The organism is Actinomadura atramentaria DSM 43919 (assembly GCF_000381885.1).
GTDB classification, from domain to species: Bacteria; Actinomycetota; Actinomycetes; order Streptosporangiales; family Streptosporangiaceae; genus Spirillospora; species Spirillospora atramentaria.
Genome location: NZ_KB907218.1, coordinates 202,496 through 220,007, shown reverse-complemented (window position 1 = coordinate 220,007; position 17,512 = coordinate 202,496). Strand labels below are relative to the sequence as shown.

Sequence of the window (17,512 nt, the reverse complement as noted above, 5' to 3'; positions counted from 1 at the left end):
CTAGATGTCCAGGAAGCGCACGTCCTTGGCGTTGCGCTGGATGAACTCGCGGCGGGGTTCGACCTCCTCGCCCATGAGGACGCTGAACAGCTCGTCGGCCTGGGCGGCGTCGTCGAGCTGGACCTGCAGCAGGACGCGCTTGTCGGGGTCCATCGTGGTGTCCCACAGCTCGTTGGCGTTCATCTCGCCGAGGCCCTTGAAGCGCTGGACCTGGTCGCGGGGCCGGGGGTCGCGCTTGCCCGCGGCGATCCCGGCCTCGATGATCGCGTCCCGCTCGGCGTCGGAGTAGGCGTAGTCGGAGTCGCCGCCCCGCGCGTCCCACTTGATCTTGTAGAGCGGCGGCTGCGACAGGTAGACGTGGCCCGCCTCGATGAGCGGCTTCATGAACCGGAACAGCAGCGTGAGCAGCAGCGTGTTGATGTGGTGGCCGTCCACGTCGGCGTCCGACATCAGGATGATCTTGTGGTAGCGCAGCTTCTCGATGTCGAACTCGTCGTGGATGCCCGTGCCGAGCGCCGTGATGATCGCCTGCACCTCGTTGTTCTTGAGGATGCGGTCGATCCGTGCCTTCTCGACGTTCAGGATCTTGCCGCGGATCGGCAGGATCGCCTGGAAGTGCGGGTTCCGGCCGCCCTTGGCCGAACCGCCCGCCGAGTCGCCCTCGACGATGTAGAGCTCGGTGACCGACGGGTCGGTGGACTGGCAGTCCGACAGCTTGCCGGGCAGCGACGTCGACTCCAGCAGGCTCTTGCGCCGCGTCAGGTCGCGCGCCTGCCGGGCCGCGACGCGGGCGCGCGCCGCCTGCGTGGCCTTGTTGATGATCTCCTTGGCCTCGCCCGGGTTCTCCTCGAACCAGTCGCGCAGGTGCTCGTTGCACGCCTTCTGCACGAACGACTTGGCCTCGGTGTTGCCGAGCTTGGTCTTGGTCTGGCCCTCGAACTGCGGGTCGGCCAGCTTGATCGAGATGATCGCGGTGAGGCCCTCGCGGACGTCCTCGCCCGTCAGGTTGTCGTCCTTGTCGCGCAGCAGGCCCTTGTCGCGCGCGTACCGGTTGACGATCGTGGTCAGCGCCGCGCGGAACCCCTCCTCGTGGGTGCCGCCCTCCGCCGTGTTGATCGTGTTCGCGAACGTGTGGACGGACTCGGCGTACGACGAGTTCCACTGCATCGCGATCTCGACGGACATGCCCTCCACCTCGTCGCCGAGGTAGATCACCGACTCGTGGACGGCCTCTTTGCGGGCGTTGATGTAGCGGACGAAGTCCTCGATGCCGCCCTCGTAGTGGTAGACCACCTCGCGCGCCGCCGGGGCCTCGCCGTCCGGCTCGGGCGCGGAGCCGTCGTCGGCCTCGGCCTCGACGTGGGACGGGCGCTCGTCGCGCAGCTTGATCGACAGGCCGCGGTTCAGGAACGCCATCTCCTGCATGCGGCGGGACAGGATCTCGAAGTTCCAGTCGAGGGTCTCGAAGATCTCGCCGTCCGGCCAGAACGTGATCGTCGTGCCGGTCTCCTCGGTGGGCTCGCCCTGCACCAGCGGGCCCTCGGCGCCCTGCCACGTGTAGGACTGGCGCCAGTGGCTGCCGTCGCGCCGGACCTCGGCCACCAGCCGCGTCGACAGCGCGTTCACCACCGCCGAGCCGACGCCGTGCAGGCCCCCCGACACCGCGTAGGACTTGCCGTCGAACTTCCCGCCCGCGTGGAGCGTGGTGAGCACCAGCTCGATGGCCGGGCGCTTCTCCACCGGGTGCTCGCCCACCGGGATGCCGCGGCCGTTGTCGTCAACGCTGACGCCCCCGTCGGCCAGCAGGACGACCTCGATGGTGTCGGCGTGGCCCGCCAGCGCCTCGTCGACCGAGTTGTCCACGATCTCGTAGACGAGGTGGTGCAGGCCCTTCTCACCCGTCGACCCGATGTACATGCCCGGTCGCTTGCGGACCGCCTCGAGGCCTTCGAGGACGGTGATCGAACTCGCGTCGTACGCCAAAGGAAGATCCTCCTGCCGGGGAAACCCAACCGCCCCGCGCCGGAGAACGCGGTGTGCCCCGTAACACACGTGCGGGCGCCCGTTTCCCCAGCTCGAACGGCGGAGGGGCGGTAGGCGACCTTAGGCGGCGCAGCATCCTTAAACCGCCTCCCATTCTACTGGGTGGTCGGACAAAAAGTGGCACTCGCGAGCGCTGTGCGCTCGTGTGGCGGCCGGGTGGGCGAGGAGGTGCATCCCCCCATTCGGCAAGGGGGGTCCTCGGGCCTACGACGCGTTCGCGGCGGAACCCGGGGCGCCGACCCCCGAACATCTGTTCGGGTACCGCGGTGGGCCGGGCCGTGCGACGGCGCTTCGGCGGGGGTCCGGCGCCCGGCACCGCCGACCTGCCGCAACCCCGCCGCGGACCCGGGCCGCCTGAACCCGGAGGTAAGCGCGCGGGCGGGGCGGTCCGACACGCGGGACGGACGGACAGGGCGGCCCAGGCGCGCGAGACGGGCAGGCCGGGTGCCGCAGGCCCGGGCTCGCGGCGCGCGGCGCGCGGGACGGGTGGCCGGGCGAGACGGGTGGCCGGGCGAGACGGGTGGCCGGGCGAGACGGGCGGGCGGGGTCAGCGGACGCGCCAGGCGCCGGGGCGGCGGGGGCCGGAGGCCGGGCCGACGACCTTGACGCGCCTGACGGTGCCGTGGCCCAGTTCCTCGTTGAGCCGCCGGACGAGCTGCGCGGCGAGCGAGCGGACCTGCGTCGCCCACGTCGGGGAATCGGCGAAGATCACCAGCTCGCCGTCCTCGAACTTCTCCGGCCGCGTGTGCTCGGCCAGCACCGGGCCGACCATGCCCGCCCAGTTGCCGAACACGCCGCCGACCGCCGCGCGCTGCTCCCAGCCCCGGTCCGCGAGCAGGTCGCGGATCGCCGACCCGAAGCGGCGCGGATCGCCGCCGCGCCCCGGCATCCGCGACGGCGCGGGCACGCGCGGCCCTTTGCGCTTCCCCTGCCCGGGCAGCGTCCCGCGCTTCCGCGCGTCGGCCTTGGCCTGGGCCAGCGCCTCCCGAGCCAGCTCGATCCCCGACTTCGCGGCCCCGCCCGACGCCCCGCCCGCCGCGTCTTCCGACGCCCCGCCCGACGCCCCGCCCGACGCCCCGCCCGACGACGCGCCCGACGACGCGGCCGCCGCCCCGCGCGCCGGGCCGTCCGGCGCGCGCCGCGCCGGGGGAACTTCGCCGGGAGCGCGCGCGTCGTCCCCAGCCTGTGGATCGTCGGTCATGCGGGGACGACCTTGCCATCGGCCACCGCGTAGGACGTTCCGGACAGTTCTTGGGGGACGTCCGCCGGGACGGCCGCGGTGATCAGCACCTGCTCGGCGGGGGAGACCATCTCGGCGAGGCGGCTGCGTCGGCCCGCGTCGAGTTCGGCGAAGACGTCGTCGAGGATCAGCACCGGATCGTCGCCGTCCGCGCGCAGGAGGTCGAACGCGGCCAGGCGCAGCGCCAGGGCGAACGACCACGACTCGCCGTGGCTCGCGTAGCCGCGCGCGGGCAGATCACCGAGGCCGAGCACCAGTTCGTCGCGGTGCGGGCCGACCAGGCTCACGCCTCGTTCCAGCTCCTGCTTGCGGACGGCCTCGACACCGGCGAGCAGGCGTTGCGCAAGTTCTCCACGGTCTGTGGACAACTCGTCGTCCCCCAGGGAACTGCGGTAACGCAGGTCGGCCGCGCCCGAGTGGGGGGCGAGTTCCGCGTAGGCGCGGGCGGCGAGCGGGCGCAGCGCCGCCGTCAGCTCCAGCCGCGCCGCCAGCAGCTCGGACCCCGTGCGGGCGAGGTGCGCGTCCCAGACCTCCAGCGTCGCCAGGACCTCGGGGCCGGGGGAGCGGCGGTGCGCGGCCGCCGATTTCAACAGGGCGTTCCGCTGCTTGAGGACGCGGTCGTAGTCGGAGCGGACGCCCGCGAACCGGGGCGCGCGCAGCGTCAGCAGCTCGTCCAGGAACCGGCGGCGCTCGCCCGGGTCGCCCTTGACCAGCGCCAGGTCCTCGGGCGCGAACAGGACCGTCCGCAGCAGCCCCAGGATCTCGCGCGGCCTGGGGACGGGGCCGCGGTTCAGCCGCGCCCGGTTCGCCTTCCCCGGGTTGATCTCCAGCTCGACGAGCGCCTTGCGCCCGTCCTTCACCAGTCCGGCGCGGACGACGGCGCGCGGCGCGCCCTGCCGGACGAGCGGCGCGTCCGACGACGCCCGGTGGCTGCCGTGCGCCGCGACGTACCCCACGGCCTCGACAAGGTTGGTCTTGCCCTGCCCGTTCGGCCCCACGAACGCGGTCACGCCCGGCTCGAACGGCACCTCGGCGGTGGCGTAGGAGCGGAAGTCCTGGAGCGACAGGTGGGCGACGTACACGGGACACGAGGGTAGAGCCTCCCGCCCGCCCCGTCGCCCCACGAGCCCCGGCGGTTATCCACAGGCGACTCCCCAACCGCCGGGCGACGCACCCGTCGGGCGGTGCGTCGCCGAAGGCGAGCCCGCCCGACGGATCACAGAGTGCCGCGCCCGGCGCCGCGCTCAGACGGCGCGCAGCACGCGTCAGGCCGAACGCAAGCTTTGACCTGGCGTGTGGACAACGGCCGAGCCCACGTCCGGCCGGGATCAGACGGGCGGACGCACGTCCGCGCCGGGGGAGTCCGCGCCCTTCGCGCCCTCGACGGCGTGGCCGCCGAACTGGTTGCGCAGCGCCGCGACGATCTTCATCGCGGGCGAGTCGTCCTGCCGCGACGAGAACCGCGCGAACAGCGACGCGGTGATGGCGGGCAGCGGGACGGCGTGGTCGACGGCGGCCTGCACCGTCCACCGCCCCTCACCGGAGTCGTTGGCGTATCCACGGATCTCGTCGAGCTGTGGATCGTCGGCGAGCGCCCGGTTCATCAGGTCGAGCAGCCACGACCGGATGACCGTGCCCTCCTGCCAGCTCCGGAAGGTGCCCGGCACGTCCTTGACGATGTCGGACGCCTCGATCAGCTCGTAACCCTCGCCGAACGCCTGCATCATCGCGTACTCGATGCCGTTGTGGACCATCTTCACGAAGTGGCCCGCGCCGATCTCGCCGCTGTGGACGAAGCCGAACTCCCCCTCGGGCTTCAGCGTCTCGAAGATCGGCATGACGCGCTCGACGTTGTCGTCGTCGCCGCCGACCATGAGCGCGTAGCCGTTCTGGAGCCCCCACACGCCGCCGCTCACGCCGCAGTCGACGAACCCGATGCCCTTGGCGCGCAGCTCCGCGCCGTGCTTCTGGTCGTCCACATAGTGGGAGTTGCCGCCGTCGATGACGATGTCCCCGGCGTCAAGCGCCTCCCCCAGGCTGTGGATGGTGTCCCGGGTGGGCCCACCGGCCGGGACCATCACCCACACCACGCGCGGCGGGGCGAGGCGCTCGACCAGCTCCTCCAGGGACGACACGTCGCTGACCTTGGGATCGCGGTCGAACCCGACGACCGTGTGCCCCCCTCGGCGCAGGCGTTCGGCCATGTTGCCGCCCATCCTGCCCAGGCCGATCATCCCCAGCTCCATGTTCTGACTCCCCTGTAGAAGACCGCGGGCGGCGTCATTCGCCGTCCACACCCGATGATCCCGGTATGCCCCCCGAAATGTTCCTTACCCCGTGAGACGCACCGGCATGATCAGGTACCGGTAGTTGGGGTTCTCCCCGTCCTGCGGGGGCTTGCCGGTGAGCACGGCGGGCTTCGTCGGCGTCGTGAAGGACAGCCGCGCGGTGTCCGAGCCGATCGCCGAGAGCCCGTCGAGCAGGAAGCCGGGGTTGAAGGCGATGTCGATGTCCTCGCCCTCCAGCGTGGCCTCCAGCGCCTCGACGGCCTGCGCCTCGTCGCCCGTCCCGGCCTCCAGCACGACCTCGCCCTGGCGGAACGACAGCCGCACCGGCGTGTTGCGCTCGGCGACCAGCGAGACGCGCTTGACCGCCTCGATGAACGGCGCGGTGTTGACCTCCGCGAGGCCCGCGTACTCGCTCGGCAGCAGCGAGCGGTACTTGACGAAGTCGCCGTCGAGGAGCCGCGACGTGGTGCGCCGCCCGCCGCCCTCGAAGCCGATCATGCCCTCGCCCGCGCCGCCGCCCGTCGCGGCGAGCGCGATGGAGACCTCGGCCCCGGCCGTCAGCGACTTGGCCGTGTCGGCGAGGGTCTTGGCGGGCACCAGCGCGACGGCGGAGAAGTCGGGCCGCTCCGGCTTCCAGTGCAGCTCGCGCACCGCGAGGCGGTACCGGTCGGTGGACGCGAGCGTGACGGTCTCGCCCTCGATCTCAACGCGGACGCCCGTCAGCATCGGGATCGTGTCGTCCCGGCCCGCCGCGATGGCGACCTGCGCGACGGCCGCCGCGAACTCGTCGCTGCCGACCGCGCCCGCCGCCGGGGGCATCTCCGGCAGCGTCGGGTAGTCCTCCACAGGCATCGTCAGGAGTGTGAACTTCGCGCTGCCGCAGCGGAGCATCACCTTCGCCCCGTCCGTGGTGACGTCCACCGGGTGGGGAGGGAGGCTGCGGCAGATCTCGGCGAGCAGGCGGCCCGACACCAGCGCCGTGCCCGCCTCCTCGGTCTCGATGTCGGTGGCGACCTGCGCGGACACCTCGTAGTCGAATGCGGACAGCTTCAGCCGTTCGCCGGCCTCGATGTGCATTCCGGCGAGCACCGGCACCGGCGGGCGCACCGGGAGGGTGCGCGCCGTCCAGGCCACGGCGTCGGCCAGGGCGTCTCGGTCGATGCGGAACTTCAAGGAACCCGCCTCCTGCAGGTGTCGGACAGCGTGCGGTGCTCGGGGCCCGGCGCGCGCTCGGAGCGCGTTGTCCCCAGGCCCTGATTTGAGCTGTTCATTTTCTTGGATAGAGACATGGGGTAGTACTCGTAATAGGTGCTGTGGATACTGGGGACAACCCCTGTTTCCGCAGGTCGGACCGCGAATTTCCGTCCCCAGGGGCTGTGGGCGGGCGGTGGACGGAGCGCGGCGGCCTGGGGACGGCCGATTCCGTCCCCACAGGCCGTCCCCAGGTCATCCACCGGTTGTCCACGGGTTGTCCCCAGATCATGTGCGGTCTCGTCGCCGAATCGGATTCGGGAGAAGGCGGCCCGGAGCGCGTCGGCACTCCGTCCCCAGGACGTCCACAGGTTGTCCACGACTTCGTCCCCATGATGCCGGGAGCCCCTCCACAGCCGAGGCGAAACAGTCCACACGTTGTCCTCAGCTTGTCCACCGCCGACCCCGGGTTGTCCCCAGAGTTGTCCACAGGGTGTGGGTGTGCGGTCAGTGCTTGCGGGCCTGGTGCTTGATCCGGCCCGTCAGCTCCGTCACCTGGTTGTAGATGGCCCGCCGTTCGGCCATCAAGCTGCGGATTTTACGTTCGGCGTGCATGACCGTCGTGTGGTCGCGGCCCCCGAACTGCGCGCCGATTTTGGGGAGGGATAGGTCGGTTAGTTCCCGGCACAGGTACATCGCGATCTGCCGCGCGGTGACCAGCATGCGAGACCGCGACGGTCCACAGAGGTCCTCGATGGTCGTGCCGAAGTACTCCACAGTCTGCGCCATGATCATCATGGCCGTGATCTCGGGTCCGGAGTCGTTGGGGATGAGGTCCTTCAGGACGATCCCCGCGAGCTTCATGTCCACCGACTGCCGGTTGAGGCTCGCGAACGCTGTCACCCGGATCAGCGCGCCCTCCAGCTCGCGGATGTTCGTCGCGATCTGGGACGCGATGAACTCCAGCACGTCCGGCGGGACCGCCAGGCCCTCCTGCCGCGCCTTCTTCTGCAGGATCGCGATGCGGGTCTCCAGCTCGGGCGGCTGGACGTCCGTCGTCAGGCCCCACTCGAACCGGTTGCGCAGGCGGTCTTCCAACGTCACCAGCTCCTTCGGGGGACGGTCGCTGGAGATCACGATCTGCTTGCTGGCGTTGTGGAGGGTGTTGAAGGTGTGGAAGAACTCCTCCTGCGTCTGCTCCTTGCCCTCCAGGAACTGGATGTCGTCCACCAGCAGGATGTCGACGTCCCGGTAGCGGCGGCGGAACCCGTCGGCCTTGCCGTCGCGGATGGAGTTGATGAAGTCGTTCGTGAACTCCTCGGAGCTGACGTACCGGACGCGCGCCCCGTTGAACAGGCTCTGCGCGTAGTGGCCGATCGCGTGCAGCAGGTGGGTCTTGCCGAGTCCGGAGTCGCCGTAGATGAACAGCGGGTTGTACGCCTTGGCGGGCTGCTCCGCGACCGCGACGGCCGCCGCGTGGGCGAAGCGGTTGGACGAGCCGATGACGAACGTCTCGAACGTGTACTTCGGGTTCAGCCGGGCGTGCTCGCCCGCCGCGCCCTTGCCGTCGCCGCCGCGCGGCTTGGCCTCCTCGGCGCCGCCGCCCCGGTACTGGGCGCCGCCGCCGCTTTCGGCCGCGTACGAGTCGTAGGACTCGTCCTGATCAGGCGTCTCCCGGCCGGGGGCGGGCGGCTCGGGCGGGCCGCCGGAGCGCGGCGCGGCGAGCGTGCGGTCGTTGAGGTGCGAACCGCCCTGGAGCTGCGGCGGGACGGACGGGCCGCCGCCCTCGAACGGGTTCTGCGCCTCGTAGGACGTGTCGAACTGGGCGTCGTACTGCGGCTCGTACTGGGGTTCGAAGGCGTCGCCGCCGGGGATCGGGCGCGGTCGGCCGCCGGGGCCGGGCGCGCCGCCCTGCATTCCGCCCTGCATCCCGCCCTGCATCCCGCCCTGCATCCCGCCCTGCATCCCGCCCTGCATCCCGCCCTGCATCCCGGGCGCGCCCGGGTAGCCGCCCTGGGGGCCGCGGCCCTCGAACGGCCCGCCGCGCCCGCCGAACGCGGGCGGCCGCGCGGACGGGTAGCCCCCGCTGTGCTCGGTCTCGCGCGGCGGCCAGCCCCGCTCGTCCTCAGCCTGTGGATAACTTCCCGGCGCGGGGGCCGGTCCGCGGGCGGCCTCGCCGCGCGGCGGCCGTCCGCCGTACCCCTGGTCGCCGTACCCCGGCTCCTGGTAGCCGCGCTCGCGCTCGGCGTACTCGTAGGAACGGTCCTCGGCGCCGTACGGCTTCTCGGGATAGGGCTTGTCCGGGTACGGCTTCTCGCCGTACGACTCCCCGTACGACTCGGGCCCGTGGTCCCGGTGGCCGCCGGACGGCCCCGGGCCGGGCTCGCGCTCCGCGGGCGGCTCCGGCTGGACGGTCACCGCGACGCGGATCTCCCGCCCCAGCTCGTGCGAGAGCGCCTGCGTGATCAGGTCGCGCAGCCGCGTCTCCAGCGCGTCCTTGGCGAACTCGTTGGGGGCGGCGAGCAGCGCGGTGCCCTCGATCAGCGCGAGCGGGCGGACGAGCGGCAGCCAGGCGCGGTAGCTCGGCGCCAGGTCGCGTTCGGCCAGGGACGCGAGTGCGCGGGACCAGACCGATCCGAGATCCTGACCGTCCATGCGCAAGGCCCCTCCCCAACTTCTCCGCCACATCGGAGTCCCTGACTGCCCGGCCTCACCACGGCCGGCCTCACCACGGGCGCGGGCCGCTCTCGGAGCACCGTGCCGCCGCGGGAGACCTAACTCTCTCATGAGTTGTCCACAGAGTTGTCCACATGCTGTGCATGACGGAGCGGGCCCCTGTGTAAAACCTCACGGCACAGGGACGGACACGAGAGCGGTCTGACGAAGGGGGGTGGCCGCGGATACCGCAGGACCAGGGAGAACGGGGGCCGCTCGAAGGACATCGCAGCGGCGTGCGGTACGACACTAATGCCGGTCGGACCCCGGTCGCAACACGAACCCCGCTCGGCGCGGGGGCGTTCCCCGGCACCCCCGGCGCGTCGTCCACAGGGCGGGCGACGGCCCCGGCATCGCCCCCTGTGGGAAATTCCGGACATCGCACCGCCGAGTTATCCACAGGCCGGGGCCGCGGTGGGGAAGACTCGCGGCGGCGCATAGATTGGTGGGCGCGCCGGGTCGCCCCGGCGGCGGAAGCGCGCCTCGTGCGCCGATGTCTCCCGCCTCACGCCCGTTTGACCTGAGCCCGCGCGGCCCCGTAACGTGCTGAGGTCGAGACGCATCGACGGTGATGACGCGTGCCCGCCGCCGCAAGGACGGTCGGGCCCCCGCTGCGGGGGACCGGACGCGGCCCGCGATGCGAGCTATCGCGCCTCAAGACCGAACCGACCGCAGCACCTGGAGCCTCGAAGTGAGCAAGCGTACTTTCCAGCCGAACAACCGCCGTCGCCACAAGAAGCACGGCTTCCGGCTCCGGATGCGCACCCGCGCGGGCCGCGCCGTCCTCTCCGCGCGGCGCGGCAAGGGGCGCGCCCGCATCGCGGTCTGACCGACCGGGGCCATGCTGCCGTCCGCGAACCGGATGCGGCGGCGGGACGAGTTCACCGTGGTCGTCCGGCGCGGACGCCGCGCCGGACGGCCGACGCTCGTCGTGCATCTGCTGGAGCGGTCCGGGACGCCTGACCCGCCGCTCGTCGGCTTCATCGTCGCGCGCGCGGTCGGCAACGCCGTCGTGCGCAACTCCGTCCGCCGTCGCCTGCGGCACCTCATGCGGGCGCACGCGCACGAGTTTCCGCCGGGTAGCCTGCTCGTAGTGCGCGCCAACCCCGCCGCGGGTCCGGCGCGCCCTGACGAACTGGCCGCGGATCTGGAGTCGGCGCTCGAACGCGTCCGCCGACCCCGCTCGCGGCCCACGTCCAAGGGGCGGAGATGACGAGTCGGCCGGGCGAGGCCACCCACGGCGCGGGCACCGGCCCCGCCGCGCGGGTGCTGATCCTGCTCGTCCGCGGCTACCGGCGCTTCTTGAGCCCCCTGCTCGGGCAGCAGTGCCGCTTCCATCCCACGTGCAGCGCGTACGGCCTGGAGGCCCTGCACGTCCACGGGGCGCTGCGCGGCACCTGGCTGACGGCCCGGCGGATCGGCCGGTGCCACCCCTTCAACCGCGGCGGGTACGACCCGGTCCCGCCGCGCGGGGACGCGCCCCCGGCAACGCCCGCCGACCGCCCTGACGGCGGCCCCGCCCTAGCAGAGCCCAAGGAGCTGCCTGGTGCTTGACTGGCTATACGAGATCGTCTCCCAGCTCATCGTGTGGATTCACGGTGCGCTGAGCCTCGTCGTCCCCGAGGACAGCGGATGGGCGTGGGGCGGCTCGATCATCCTGCTCACCGTGCTGCTGCGGCTCGCGCTGGTGCCGCTGTTCGTCAAGCAGATCCACGCGTCGCGGAAGATGCAGGAGCTGAACCCCAAGGTCCAGGCGCTGCGCAAGAAGTACAAGAACGACAAGCAGCGCATGAACCAGGAGGTCATGAAGCTCTACCAGGACAACGGCGCGAACCCGCTGTCGGGCTGCCTGCCGCTCCTGGTGCAGATGCCGGTGTTCATCGGCCTCTTCCAGACGCTGAAGCGCATTTCGGACGCCAAGCCGGGGCACAGCGTCTTCGCGATGACGCCGGACCTGGTGAAGAGCGCCCAGAACGCCAACATCGTCGGCGCGCACATCCCCAACACCTTCCTCGGCGCGTGGGGCGCGGACCCGAAGGTGTGGAGCGCGATCATCGTCACCGGCGTCGCGGTGATCATCAGCTCCTGCACGACGTTCTTCAGCGTCCGGGCCAGCATGAAGCGGCAGCCCGCCAGCACCGGCGACGCGAACCCGATGGCGCAGGCGCAGAAGCTCATGGTCTTCGTCGCGCCGCTGTTCGGCCTGTTCGGGCTCAACTTCCCGCTGGGCGTCCTCATGTACTGGGTGACGTCGAACAGCTGGACGCTCGTCCAGCAGCACTACATCTTCTCCAAGTACCCGCCGCCCGGCTCCGAGGCCGAGAAGGCCAAGGCCGAGAAGGACGCCAAGCCGTCCGGCGGCATCAAGGCGAAGCTGAAGAAGGAGCCCGAGCCGCCCGCGGAGCCGGAGGCCAAGCCGAAGGTCGTCCGCAACCAGCCGACGCGCAAGCCGCGCAGCAAGCGCAGCGGCACCCCGAAGCGCTAGTTTGTTGTCCGGCCCTCGTCCGAAGAAGGAGATCGCGTTGAGCCAGACCGACACCACCGAGGTCGACGTCCAGGCGCTTGAGCAGGAAGGCGAGATCGCCGCCGACTACATCGAGGGCCTGCTGGACATCGGGGACTTCGACGGCGACATCGACATGGACGTCGAGGGCGAGCGCGCGGTCGTCGCGGTCGTCGGCGCGTCGCTGGACGAGCTCGTCGGCAAGCGCGGCGAGGTGCTGGAGGCGCTGCAGGAGCTGACGCGGCTCGCGGTCCACCGGCAGACCGGCGGCCGCACCCGGCTGATGCTCGACATCGGCGGGTACCGGGAGCGGCGGCGCGCGGAGCTGACCAAGCTCGGTGAGGACGTCGCCGCCGAGGTGAAGCAGAGCGGCGAGGCCAAGCCGCTCGCGCCGATGACGCCGTTCGAGCGCAAGATCGTCCACGACGCCGTCGCGGCGGCGGGGCTGCGCAGCGAGTCCGAGGGCGAGGAGCCCGAGCGTTTCGTGGTGGTCCACCCGGCCTGATCCTTTTCGGTTTTCCACGGCCCCGGCGGTTTTCTGCCGGGGCCGTCGTGTTTTGTGAAACTGCAGCTTGATGCGGGGAAAGTCGGGATTCCGGCGAACTTTGACAGCGATGTACGGCCCGCTGAGACTTGGGTGGCCTCGGGGGGAATGCTCGTCCGGTTCACGGGAGGCGCGGATGTTCGGTGCGGTCGGCGGGCCGGTGCTGGCGACGACGGTTCTGGCGGCCACGGCGTTGGTCGGCGCGGCGGCGGTTCCGGCGCGGGCGGTCCCGGCGGCGAAACCGACGTGCCGGAGCGCGCGGGTGTCGGTCGCCGGGGCGGCGGGCTCGGCGCGGATCTGCTGGACGACCCTCGGCCGGCGCGTCTACCGGGCGTCGGTGGGCGGGACGGTCCGGGACACGGCGGCGGACGGGAAGCGCGCCGCCCTGTTCGTCCACACCTGGGACCGGGACGGCCGCAGCTCGACCCCGCGGCTCGCGCTCGCGACCAAGCACGGCCAGGTGCGGCACGGATCGTGGTCCGGCGGCCGGGTTCGGGGCGGTGTGTACGTCTATGTCTGCACGGTCGACCGGTTCAACACGAGCTACCGGTGCAGCAGGGACGGCTGAGCGCGCCCGGACGCGCGACGGCCCCCGGCGCTCGCCGGGGGCCGTGGACGCGTGCCCGCTCCGCCCGTGTTCAGGTCGGCCGTAGCCGGTAAGTCGGTGGACCGCGGGGTCAAAGGCCGTGCCTCAACGCGGGGGGCGGGGGTTGTTCTCCCAGTCGGGGTCCTGCTGGCGGCCGGGGTCGTTGGCGTAGCGGGGGTCGTTGCCGACGCCCGGCGTCTGCGACCGGATGCCGCCCCGGCGCGGGCTCCGCCGGGCGGCGGGCCGCTCCACCACGGGCCGCTCCGCCACGGGCTCGGCGACGGTCGGCTGCTCGACCACGGGACGTTCCACCACACGCTCGGTCGGAACCTCCGAAACCGGACGCTCCACGACGCGCTCCTCACGGAAAACGGTGTCGCCGCCCGGGCCCGGCTCCACCTCGACGATCTGCGCGGCGCGCCGCCGGGGCCGGGTGTAGGCGAAAGTGAAGACCATGCTCGCGATCCCCACCAGAATGAGGATCGCGCCGACGAGATGAATGTTGATACCGCTCAGATCGAACCGGATGGCGAACGCGAGGATCGCCCCGATGGCCATGAAGGCCAGACTGACTCCGATGCCCATGACCGGAGCCTCCTTCCGTTACGGGCGGACAGCACCGAGGGCTCTGTACCCCACCTTCGCCGAATATGCACGGCGAGCCGCCGGGTGTGTTCGCCCGCCGTGCTTTTTGTGGAACGATTCGTTCGGTGGGGATCGCAAGTGATGTTTTCGGTGATGCGCTGCCGGTCGCGGAGCGGTACGCGGAGTTCCTCGCGGGCGCGGGGGTCGAGCGGGGCCTGATCGGGCCGCGCGAGGCGGACCGCCTGTGGGAGCGCCACCTGGTCAACTGCGCGGTCGCGGCCGAGGCGATCCCCGAGAAGGCCCAGGTCATCGACATCGGTTCGGGCGCCGGGCTGCCGGGTCTCGTGCTCGCCATCGTCCGGCCCGACCTGTCGCTCACGCTGCTCGAACCGCTGCTGCGCCGGACGACGTTCCTCCACGAGGCCGTCGAACTGCTCGGGCTGGCCAACGTCGAGGTGCGCCGGGGGCGCGCGGAGGAGGTCGTGCGCGACTACTCCGCCGACGTCGTGACGGCGCGTGCGGTGGCGCCGCTGGAACGGCTCGTCACCTGGGCTCTTCCGCTGCTGCGGCCGGGCGGGGAAATGCTCGCGCTCAAGGGCGAACGGGCGGCTGCGGAACTCGCGGAGGCGCGGCCCGTCCTCCAGCGATTCGGCGTGCGGACGGCCGAACTGCTCCAAGTCGGGCAGGGTAAGGTCGAGCCGCCGACAACGCTTGTCCGAGTGGTCGCGGAACGCACCCCCCGGCGCGCTCCACGGTCGAGGAAGAGGTCTTCATGAGCACGGGACCAGGGCTGGGCCGGCCCGACCGAGCCGGCGAATCCCCCGACGACGAGCTGCCCGGACCGGAGGAGTCCGGCGCGGCCGACGAGCCAGGGTCCGCGCCGGGGGAGACGGAGCAGGGGGCGGGGGCGCCCCCCTCCGGACACGCAATGTGGGGAAGCACGACGTCCGGTACGGCGGAGAACGTCGGTTACGTTCCGACCGGGAGGGTGGCGACGGTCCCTGATCCGCGCCAAGGACGTCCATCTCAGGGGGAGTCAGAACTCGTGCGTGAGGCGCTCAAGGACGCCAAGGTTTCACGGGAAACCACATCGACCGGAACCGCGGCCCGGGCGGACCGCCGGGGGGACCGCGAATGGCCCCGCCCGCCGCGCTGCCGCGTCATCACGATCGCGAACCAGAAGGGCGGGGTCGGGAAGACCACCAGTTCGGTGAACCTGGCGGCGTCGCTGGCGATCCACGGCGCGCAGGTCCTGGTCGTCGACCTGGACCCGCAGGGGAACGCCTCGACGGCGCTCGGCATCGACCACCACGCGGACGTGCCGTCGATCTACGACGTGCTGATCGAGGACATGCCGCTCGCGGAGATCGTCGTCGCCGCGCCGGAGATCCCGAACCTCTTCTGCGCGCCCGCGACGCTGAACCTCGCCGGTGCGGAGATCGAGCTCGTCTCCAAGGTCGCGCGGGAGTCGCGGCTCCAGCGCGCGCTGGAGGCGTACGACATCGACAAGTACGACTACGTCATCATCGACTGCCCGCCGTCGCTCGGTCTGCTCACGGTGAACGCGCTGGTCGGCGGGGACGAACTGCTCATCCCGATCCAGTGCGAGTACTACGCTCTGGAGGGGCTCGGGCAGCTCATCAGGACCGTGGACCTCGTGAAGGCGCACCTCAACCCGACGCTGAGCGTGTCCACGATCCTGCTCACCATGTACGACGCGCGGACGCGGCTCGCGGCGCAGGTCGCCGAGGACGTCCGCAACCACTTCGGGGACGTCGTCCTCAGCACGGTGATCCCGCGGAGCGTTCGCGTCTCCGAGGCCCCGAGCTACGGACAGTCCGTCATGACCTACGACCCGGGGTCCAGCGGGGCGCTCGCCTACTCCGAGGCGGCGTCCGAGATGGCCCACCGTGGAGCGGGAGCCGTTCAGTGAGTCAGCCACGTCGCGGTCTGGGCAAGGGGCTGGACGCCCTGATCCCGACCGCACCGCCGCCGCGCGCGGCGAACCCCCCGTCCGACGACGCCGCCGCGGACCCGGTTCCGGCCGGTCCGCCGCCGGTCGCCGGGGCGTACTTCGGCGAGCTGCCGCCGGAGTCGATCCGGCCGAACCCGAAGCAGCCGCGCGAGTACTTCGACGAGGAGGCGCTGGCCGAACTCGCGGAGTCGATCGCGATCGTCGGGCTGCTGCAGCCCATCGTGGTGCGGCGGATCGACGATCCGGACCACCAGTACGAGCTGATCATGGGCGAGCGGCGCTGGCGGGCGTCGCAGGAGGCGGGCCTGACGGCGATCCCGGCGATCATCCGGGCGACCGCCGACGACGACCTGCTCCGTGACGCGCTCATGGAAAACCTCCACCGGCAGCAGCTCAACGCGCTGGAGGAGGCGGCCGCGTACCAGCAGCTCCTGGACGACTTCGGCGTCACGCACGACCAGCTCGCCAAGCGGATCGGACGGTCCCGGCCGCACATCAGCAACACGCTGCGGCTGCTGAATCTGCCGCGCGCGGTGCAGGCGCGGCTCGCGGCGGGCGTGATCTCGGCGGGGCACGCGCGGGCGCTGCTCTCGCTGGACACGGTCGAGGCGCAGGAGCACCTGGCGAAGCGGATCGTCGCCGAGGGGCTGTCCGTCCGGGCCGTCGAGGAGATCATCACGCTGCGGGAGCTGGAGGACGGGCCGCCCGCGCCGCGCCAGGGGCGGCGCAAGCAGGCGCCCCCGCCCGAGCTGAAGGAGCTGGCCGACCGGCTCTCCGACCGGTACGAGACGAAGGTCCGGGTCGACATGGGCCGGAACAAGGGCAAGATCGTCGTCGAGTTCTCCGGGATGGACGACCTGGACCGGATCATCCGCTCGATGGTGCCGGACGAGCGGGGCGCGCCGTCCGCGGACGGCTTCTGACATGACCGGCCGGGCGGGGCTGCGGGCCGACTGCGCCCGCTGCTCCGGGCTGTGCTGCGTCGCGCTGCCGTTCGCCGCGTCCGCCGACTTCGCCGCGGACAAGAAGGCGGGCGACCCGTGCGGGCATCTGCGGGCGGACTTCCGGTGCGGCATCCACGCGCGGCTGCGCGACACGGGCTACCGGGGCTGCACGGTGTTCGACTGCTTCGGCGCGGGGCAGCGGGTGACGCAGGAGACGTTCGGCGGGCGCGACTGGCGGGCCGCGCCGGAGATCGCGGGCTCGATGGTGGCGGTCTTCCCGGTGATGCGGGCGCTGCACGAACTGCTCTGGTACATCGCGGACGCCCTGGCGGTGCCGGAGGCGGCGGCGCTCCACGCGGACCTGGAGGCGGCCGCGCGCGACGTCGAACGGCTGGCCGGTGCCGCGCCCGAGACGCTGGCGGACACGGACGTCAACGCGGTGCGCGACTCGGTCAACGCCCTGCTGCTCCGGACGAGCGAACTGGCCCGCGCTCCCTTCGCCGCCTCGCAGCGCACCCGCAGGGGAGCGGACCTGGTGGGCGCGAAGCTCCGCCGCGCTCGGCTGCGCGGCGCGAACCTGCGCGGCGTCCTGCTCATCGCCGCGGACCTCCGCGAGGCGGACCTGCGCCGCGCCGACCTCATCGGCGCGGACCTCCGCGACGCCGACATCCGCGGCGCGGATCTGACGGACGCGCTGTTCCTCACCGCCCAGCAGGTGGCGTCCGCCCGCGGGGACGCGACGACACGCCTACCGGCGCACCTCCCGGCTCCCGCCCACTGGTAGCCGCGCCTCGGACGCGAGGTTTCACGCGAAACCGTCGCTCCCATCAAGTCCTCGAACGCCTCTGTACCGCACCTGAGTCCCTTGTAGCGCGCTGCCCTCGCTCCATGTTTCACG

The 17,512-nt window shown here is 71.9% G+C and carries 17 protein-coding genes; 10 read left to right on the top strand and 7 right to left on the bottom strand.

Annotated elements, in window-relative coordinates:
• From gyrB to dnaA, 6 genes are all read right to left on the bottom strand, one after another.
• On the bottom strand, window positions 1–1,962 hold the full coding sequence (gyrB, locus tag G339_RS0124420) for a DNA topoisomerase (ATP-hydrolyzing) subunit B (RefSeq protein WP_476692185.1): 1,962 nt from the start codon (window positions 1,960–1,962) through the stop codon (window positions 1–3).
• 628 nt (window positions 1,963–2,590) lie between these two features.
• A complete protein-coding gene (locus G339_RS35190; RefSeq protein ID WP_019633687.1) occupies window positions 2,591–3,244 on the bottom strand; it encodes a DciA family protein in 654 nt (217 codons plus the stop codon).
• Window positions 3,241–4,365, bottom strand: a complete 1,125-nt coding sequence (gene recF / locus G339_RS0124410) for a DNA replication/repair protein RecF (RefSeq protein ID WP_019633686.1) — start codon at window positions 4,363–4,365, stop codon at window positions 3,241–3,243. The genes G339_RS35190 and recF overlap by 4 nt, the downstream gene beginning before the upstream one ends.
• A 246-nt stretch (window positions 4,366–4,611) precedes the next feature.
• Window positions 4,612–5,580: a phosphogluconate dehydrogenase (NAD(+)-dependent, decarboxylating) gene (gene gnd, locus G339_RS0124405; protein WP_276203775.1), complete on the bottom strand. Its 969-nt coding sequence runs from the start codon at window positions 5,578–5,580 to the stop codon at window positions 4,612–4,614.
• A gap of 33 nt (window positions 5,581–5,613) precedes the next feature.
• Window positions 5,614–6,744 (bottom strand): DNA polymerase III subunit beta, encoded by a 1,131-nt coding sequence (gene dnaN / locus G339_RS0124400; protein ID WP_019633684.1) that lies wholly within the window; start codon window positions 6,742–6,744, stop codon window positions 5,614–5,616.
• Between the two features lie 525 nt (window positions 6,745–7,269).
• Window positions 7,270–9,417: a chromosomal replication initiator protein DnaA gene (gene dnaA / locus G339_RS0124395; RefSeq protein ID WP_019633683.1), complete on the bottom strand. Its 2,148-nt coding sequence runs from the start codon at window positions 9,415–9,417 to the stop codon at window positions 7,270–7,272.
• A gap of 751 nt (window positions 9,418–10,168) precedes the next feature.
• On the opposite strand from dnaA, the gene rpmH reads away from it, so the two are divergent.
• From rpmH to G339_RS0124365, 6 genes are all read left to right on the top strand, one after another.
• Window positions 10,169–10,306: a 50S ribosomal protein L34 gene (gene rpmH / locus G339_RS0124390; protein ID WP_019633682.1), complete on the top strand. Its 138-nt coding sequence runs from the start codon at window positions 10,169–10,171 to the stop codon at window positions 10,304–10,306.
• A 12-nt stretch (window positions 10,307–10,318) separates the two neighbouring features.
• Window positions 10,319–10,690 carry a ribonuclease P protein component gene (gene rnpA / locus G339_RS0124385; RefSeq protein ID WP_019633681.1) on the top strand — a complete coding sequence of 124 codons (372 nt, stop codon included), beginning with the start codon at window positions 10,319–10,321 and terminating at the stop codon, window positions 10,688–10,690.
• A complete protein-coding gene (yidD, locus tag G339_RS0124380) occupies window positions 10,687–11,031 on the top strand; it encodes a membrane protein insertion efficiency factor YidD (RefSeq protein WP_019633680.1) in 345 nt (114 codons plus the stop codon). The genes rnpA and yidD overlap by 4 nt, the downstream gene beginning before the upstream one ends.
• Window positions 11,024–11,962, top strand: coding sequence for a membrane protein insertase YidC (gene yidC, locus G339_RS0124375; protein ID WP_019633679.1), 939 nt, complete (start codon window positions 11,024–11,026; stop codon window positions 11,960–11,962). The genes yidD and yidC overlap by 8 nt, the downstream gene beginning before the upstream one ends.
• A gap of 37 nt (window positions 11,963–11,999) precedes the next feature.
• Window positions 12,000–12,485, top strand: coding sequence for a Jag family protein (locus G339_RS0124370; protein WP_019633678.1), 486 nt, complete (start codon window positions 12,000–12,002; stop codon window positions 12,483–12,485).
• 175 nt (window positions 12,486–12,660) lie between these two features.
• On the top strand, window positions 12,661–13,092 hold the full coding sequence (locus tag G339_RS0124365; protein WP_019633677.1) for a hypothetical protein: 432 nt from the start codon (window positions 12,661–12,663) through the stop codon (window positions 13,090–13,092).
• 123 nt (window positions 13,093–13,215) lie between these two features.
• Here the strand turns inward: G339_RS0124365 and G339_RS40030 are convergent, their stop codons facing one another.
• Entirely contained in the window at window positions 13,216–13,695 is a 480-nt protein-coding gene (locus tag G339_RS40030) for a DUF6458 family protein (protein ID WP_019633676.1), read from the bottom strand.
• 125 nt (window positions 13,696–13,820) lie between these two features.
• Between G339_RS40030 and rsmG the strand changes: the two genes are divergently transcribed.
• The 4 genes from rsmG to G339_RS0124340 all read left to right on the top strand — a co-directional run bounded on the left by rsmG (window position 13,821) and on the right by G339_RS0124340 (window position 17,398).
• Entirely contained in the window at window positions 13,821–14,471 is a 651-nt protein-coding gene (rsmG, locus tag G339_RS0124355; protein WP_019633675.1) for a 16S rRNA (guanine(527)-N(7))-methyltransferase RsmG, read from the top strand.
• A gap of 269 nt (window positions 14,472–14,740) precedes the next feature.
• Window positions 14,741–15,628 (top strand): ParA family protein, encoded by an 888-nt coding sequence (locus tag G339_RS0124350; RefSeq protein ID WP_019633674.1) that lies wholly within the window; start codon window positions 14,741–14,743, stop codon window positions 15,626–15,628.
• Complete coding sequence (locus tag G339_RS0124345; protein ID WP_019633673.1) at window positions 15,625–16,593, top strand: ParB/RepB/Spo0J family partition protein; 969 nt, start codon at window positions 15,625–15,627, stop codon at window positions 16,591–16,593. The genes G339_RS0124350 and G339_RS0124345 overlap by 4 nt, the downstream gene beginning before the upstream one ends.
• A 1-nt stretch (window position 16,594) precedes the next feature.
• Window positions 16,595–17,398, top strand: a complete 804-nt coding sequence (locus G339_RS0124340) for a pentapeptide repeat-containing protein (RefSeq protein WP_019633672.1) — start codon at window positions 16,595–16,597, stop codon at window positions 17,396–17,398.
• The last annotated feature ends 114 nt before the right edge of the window (window positions 17,399–17,512 follow it).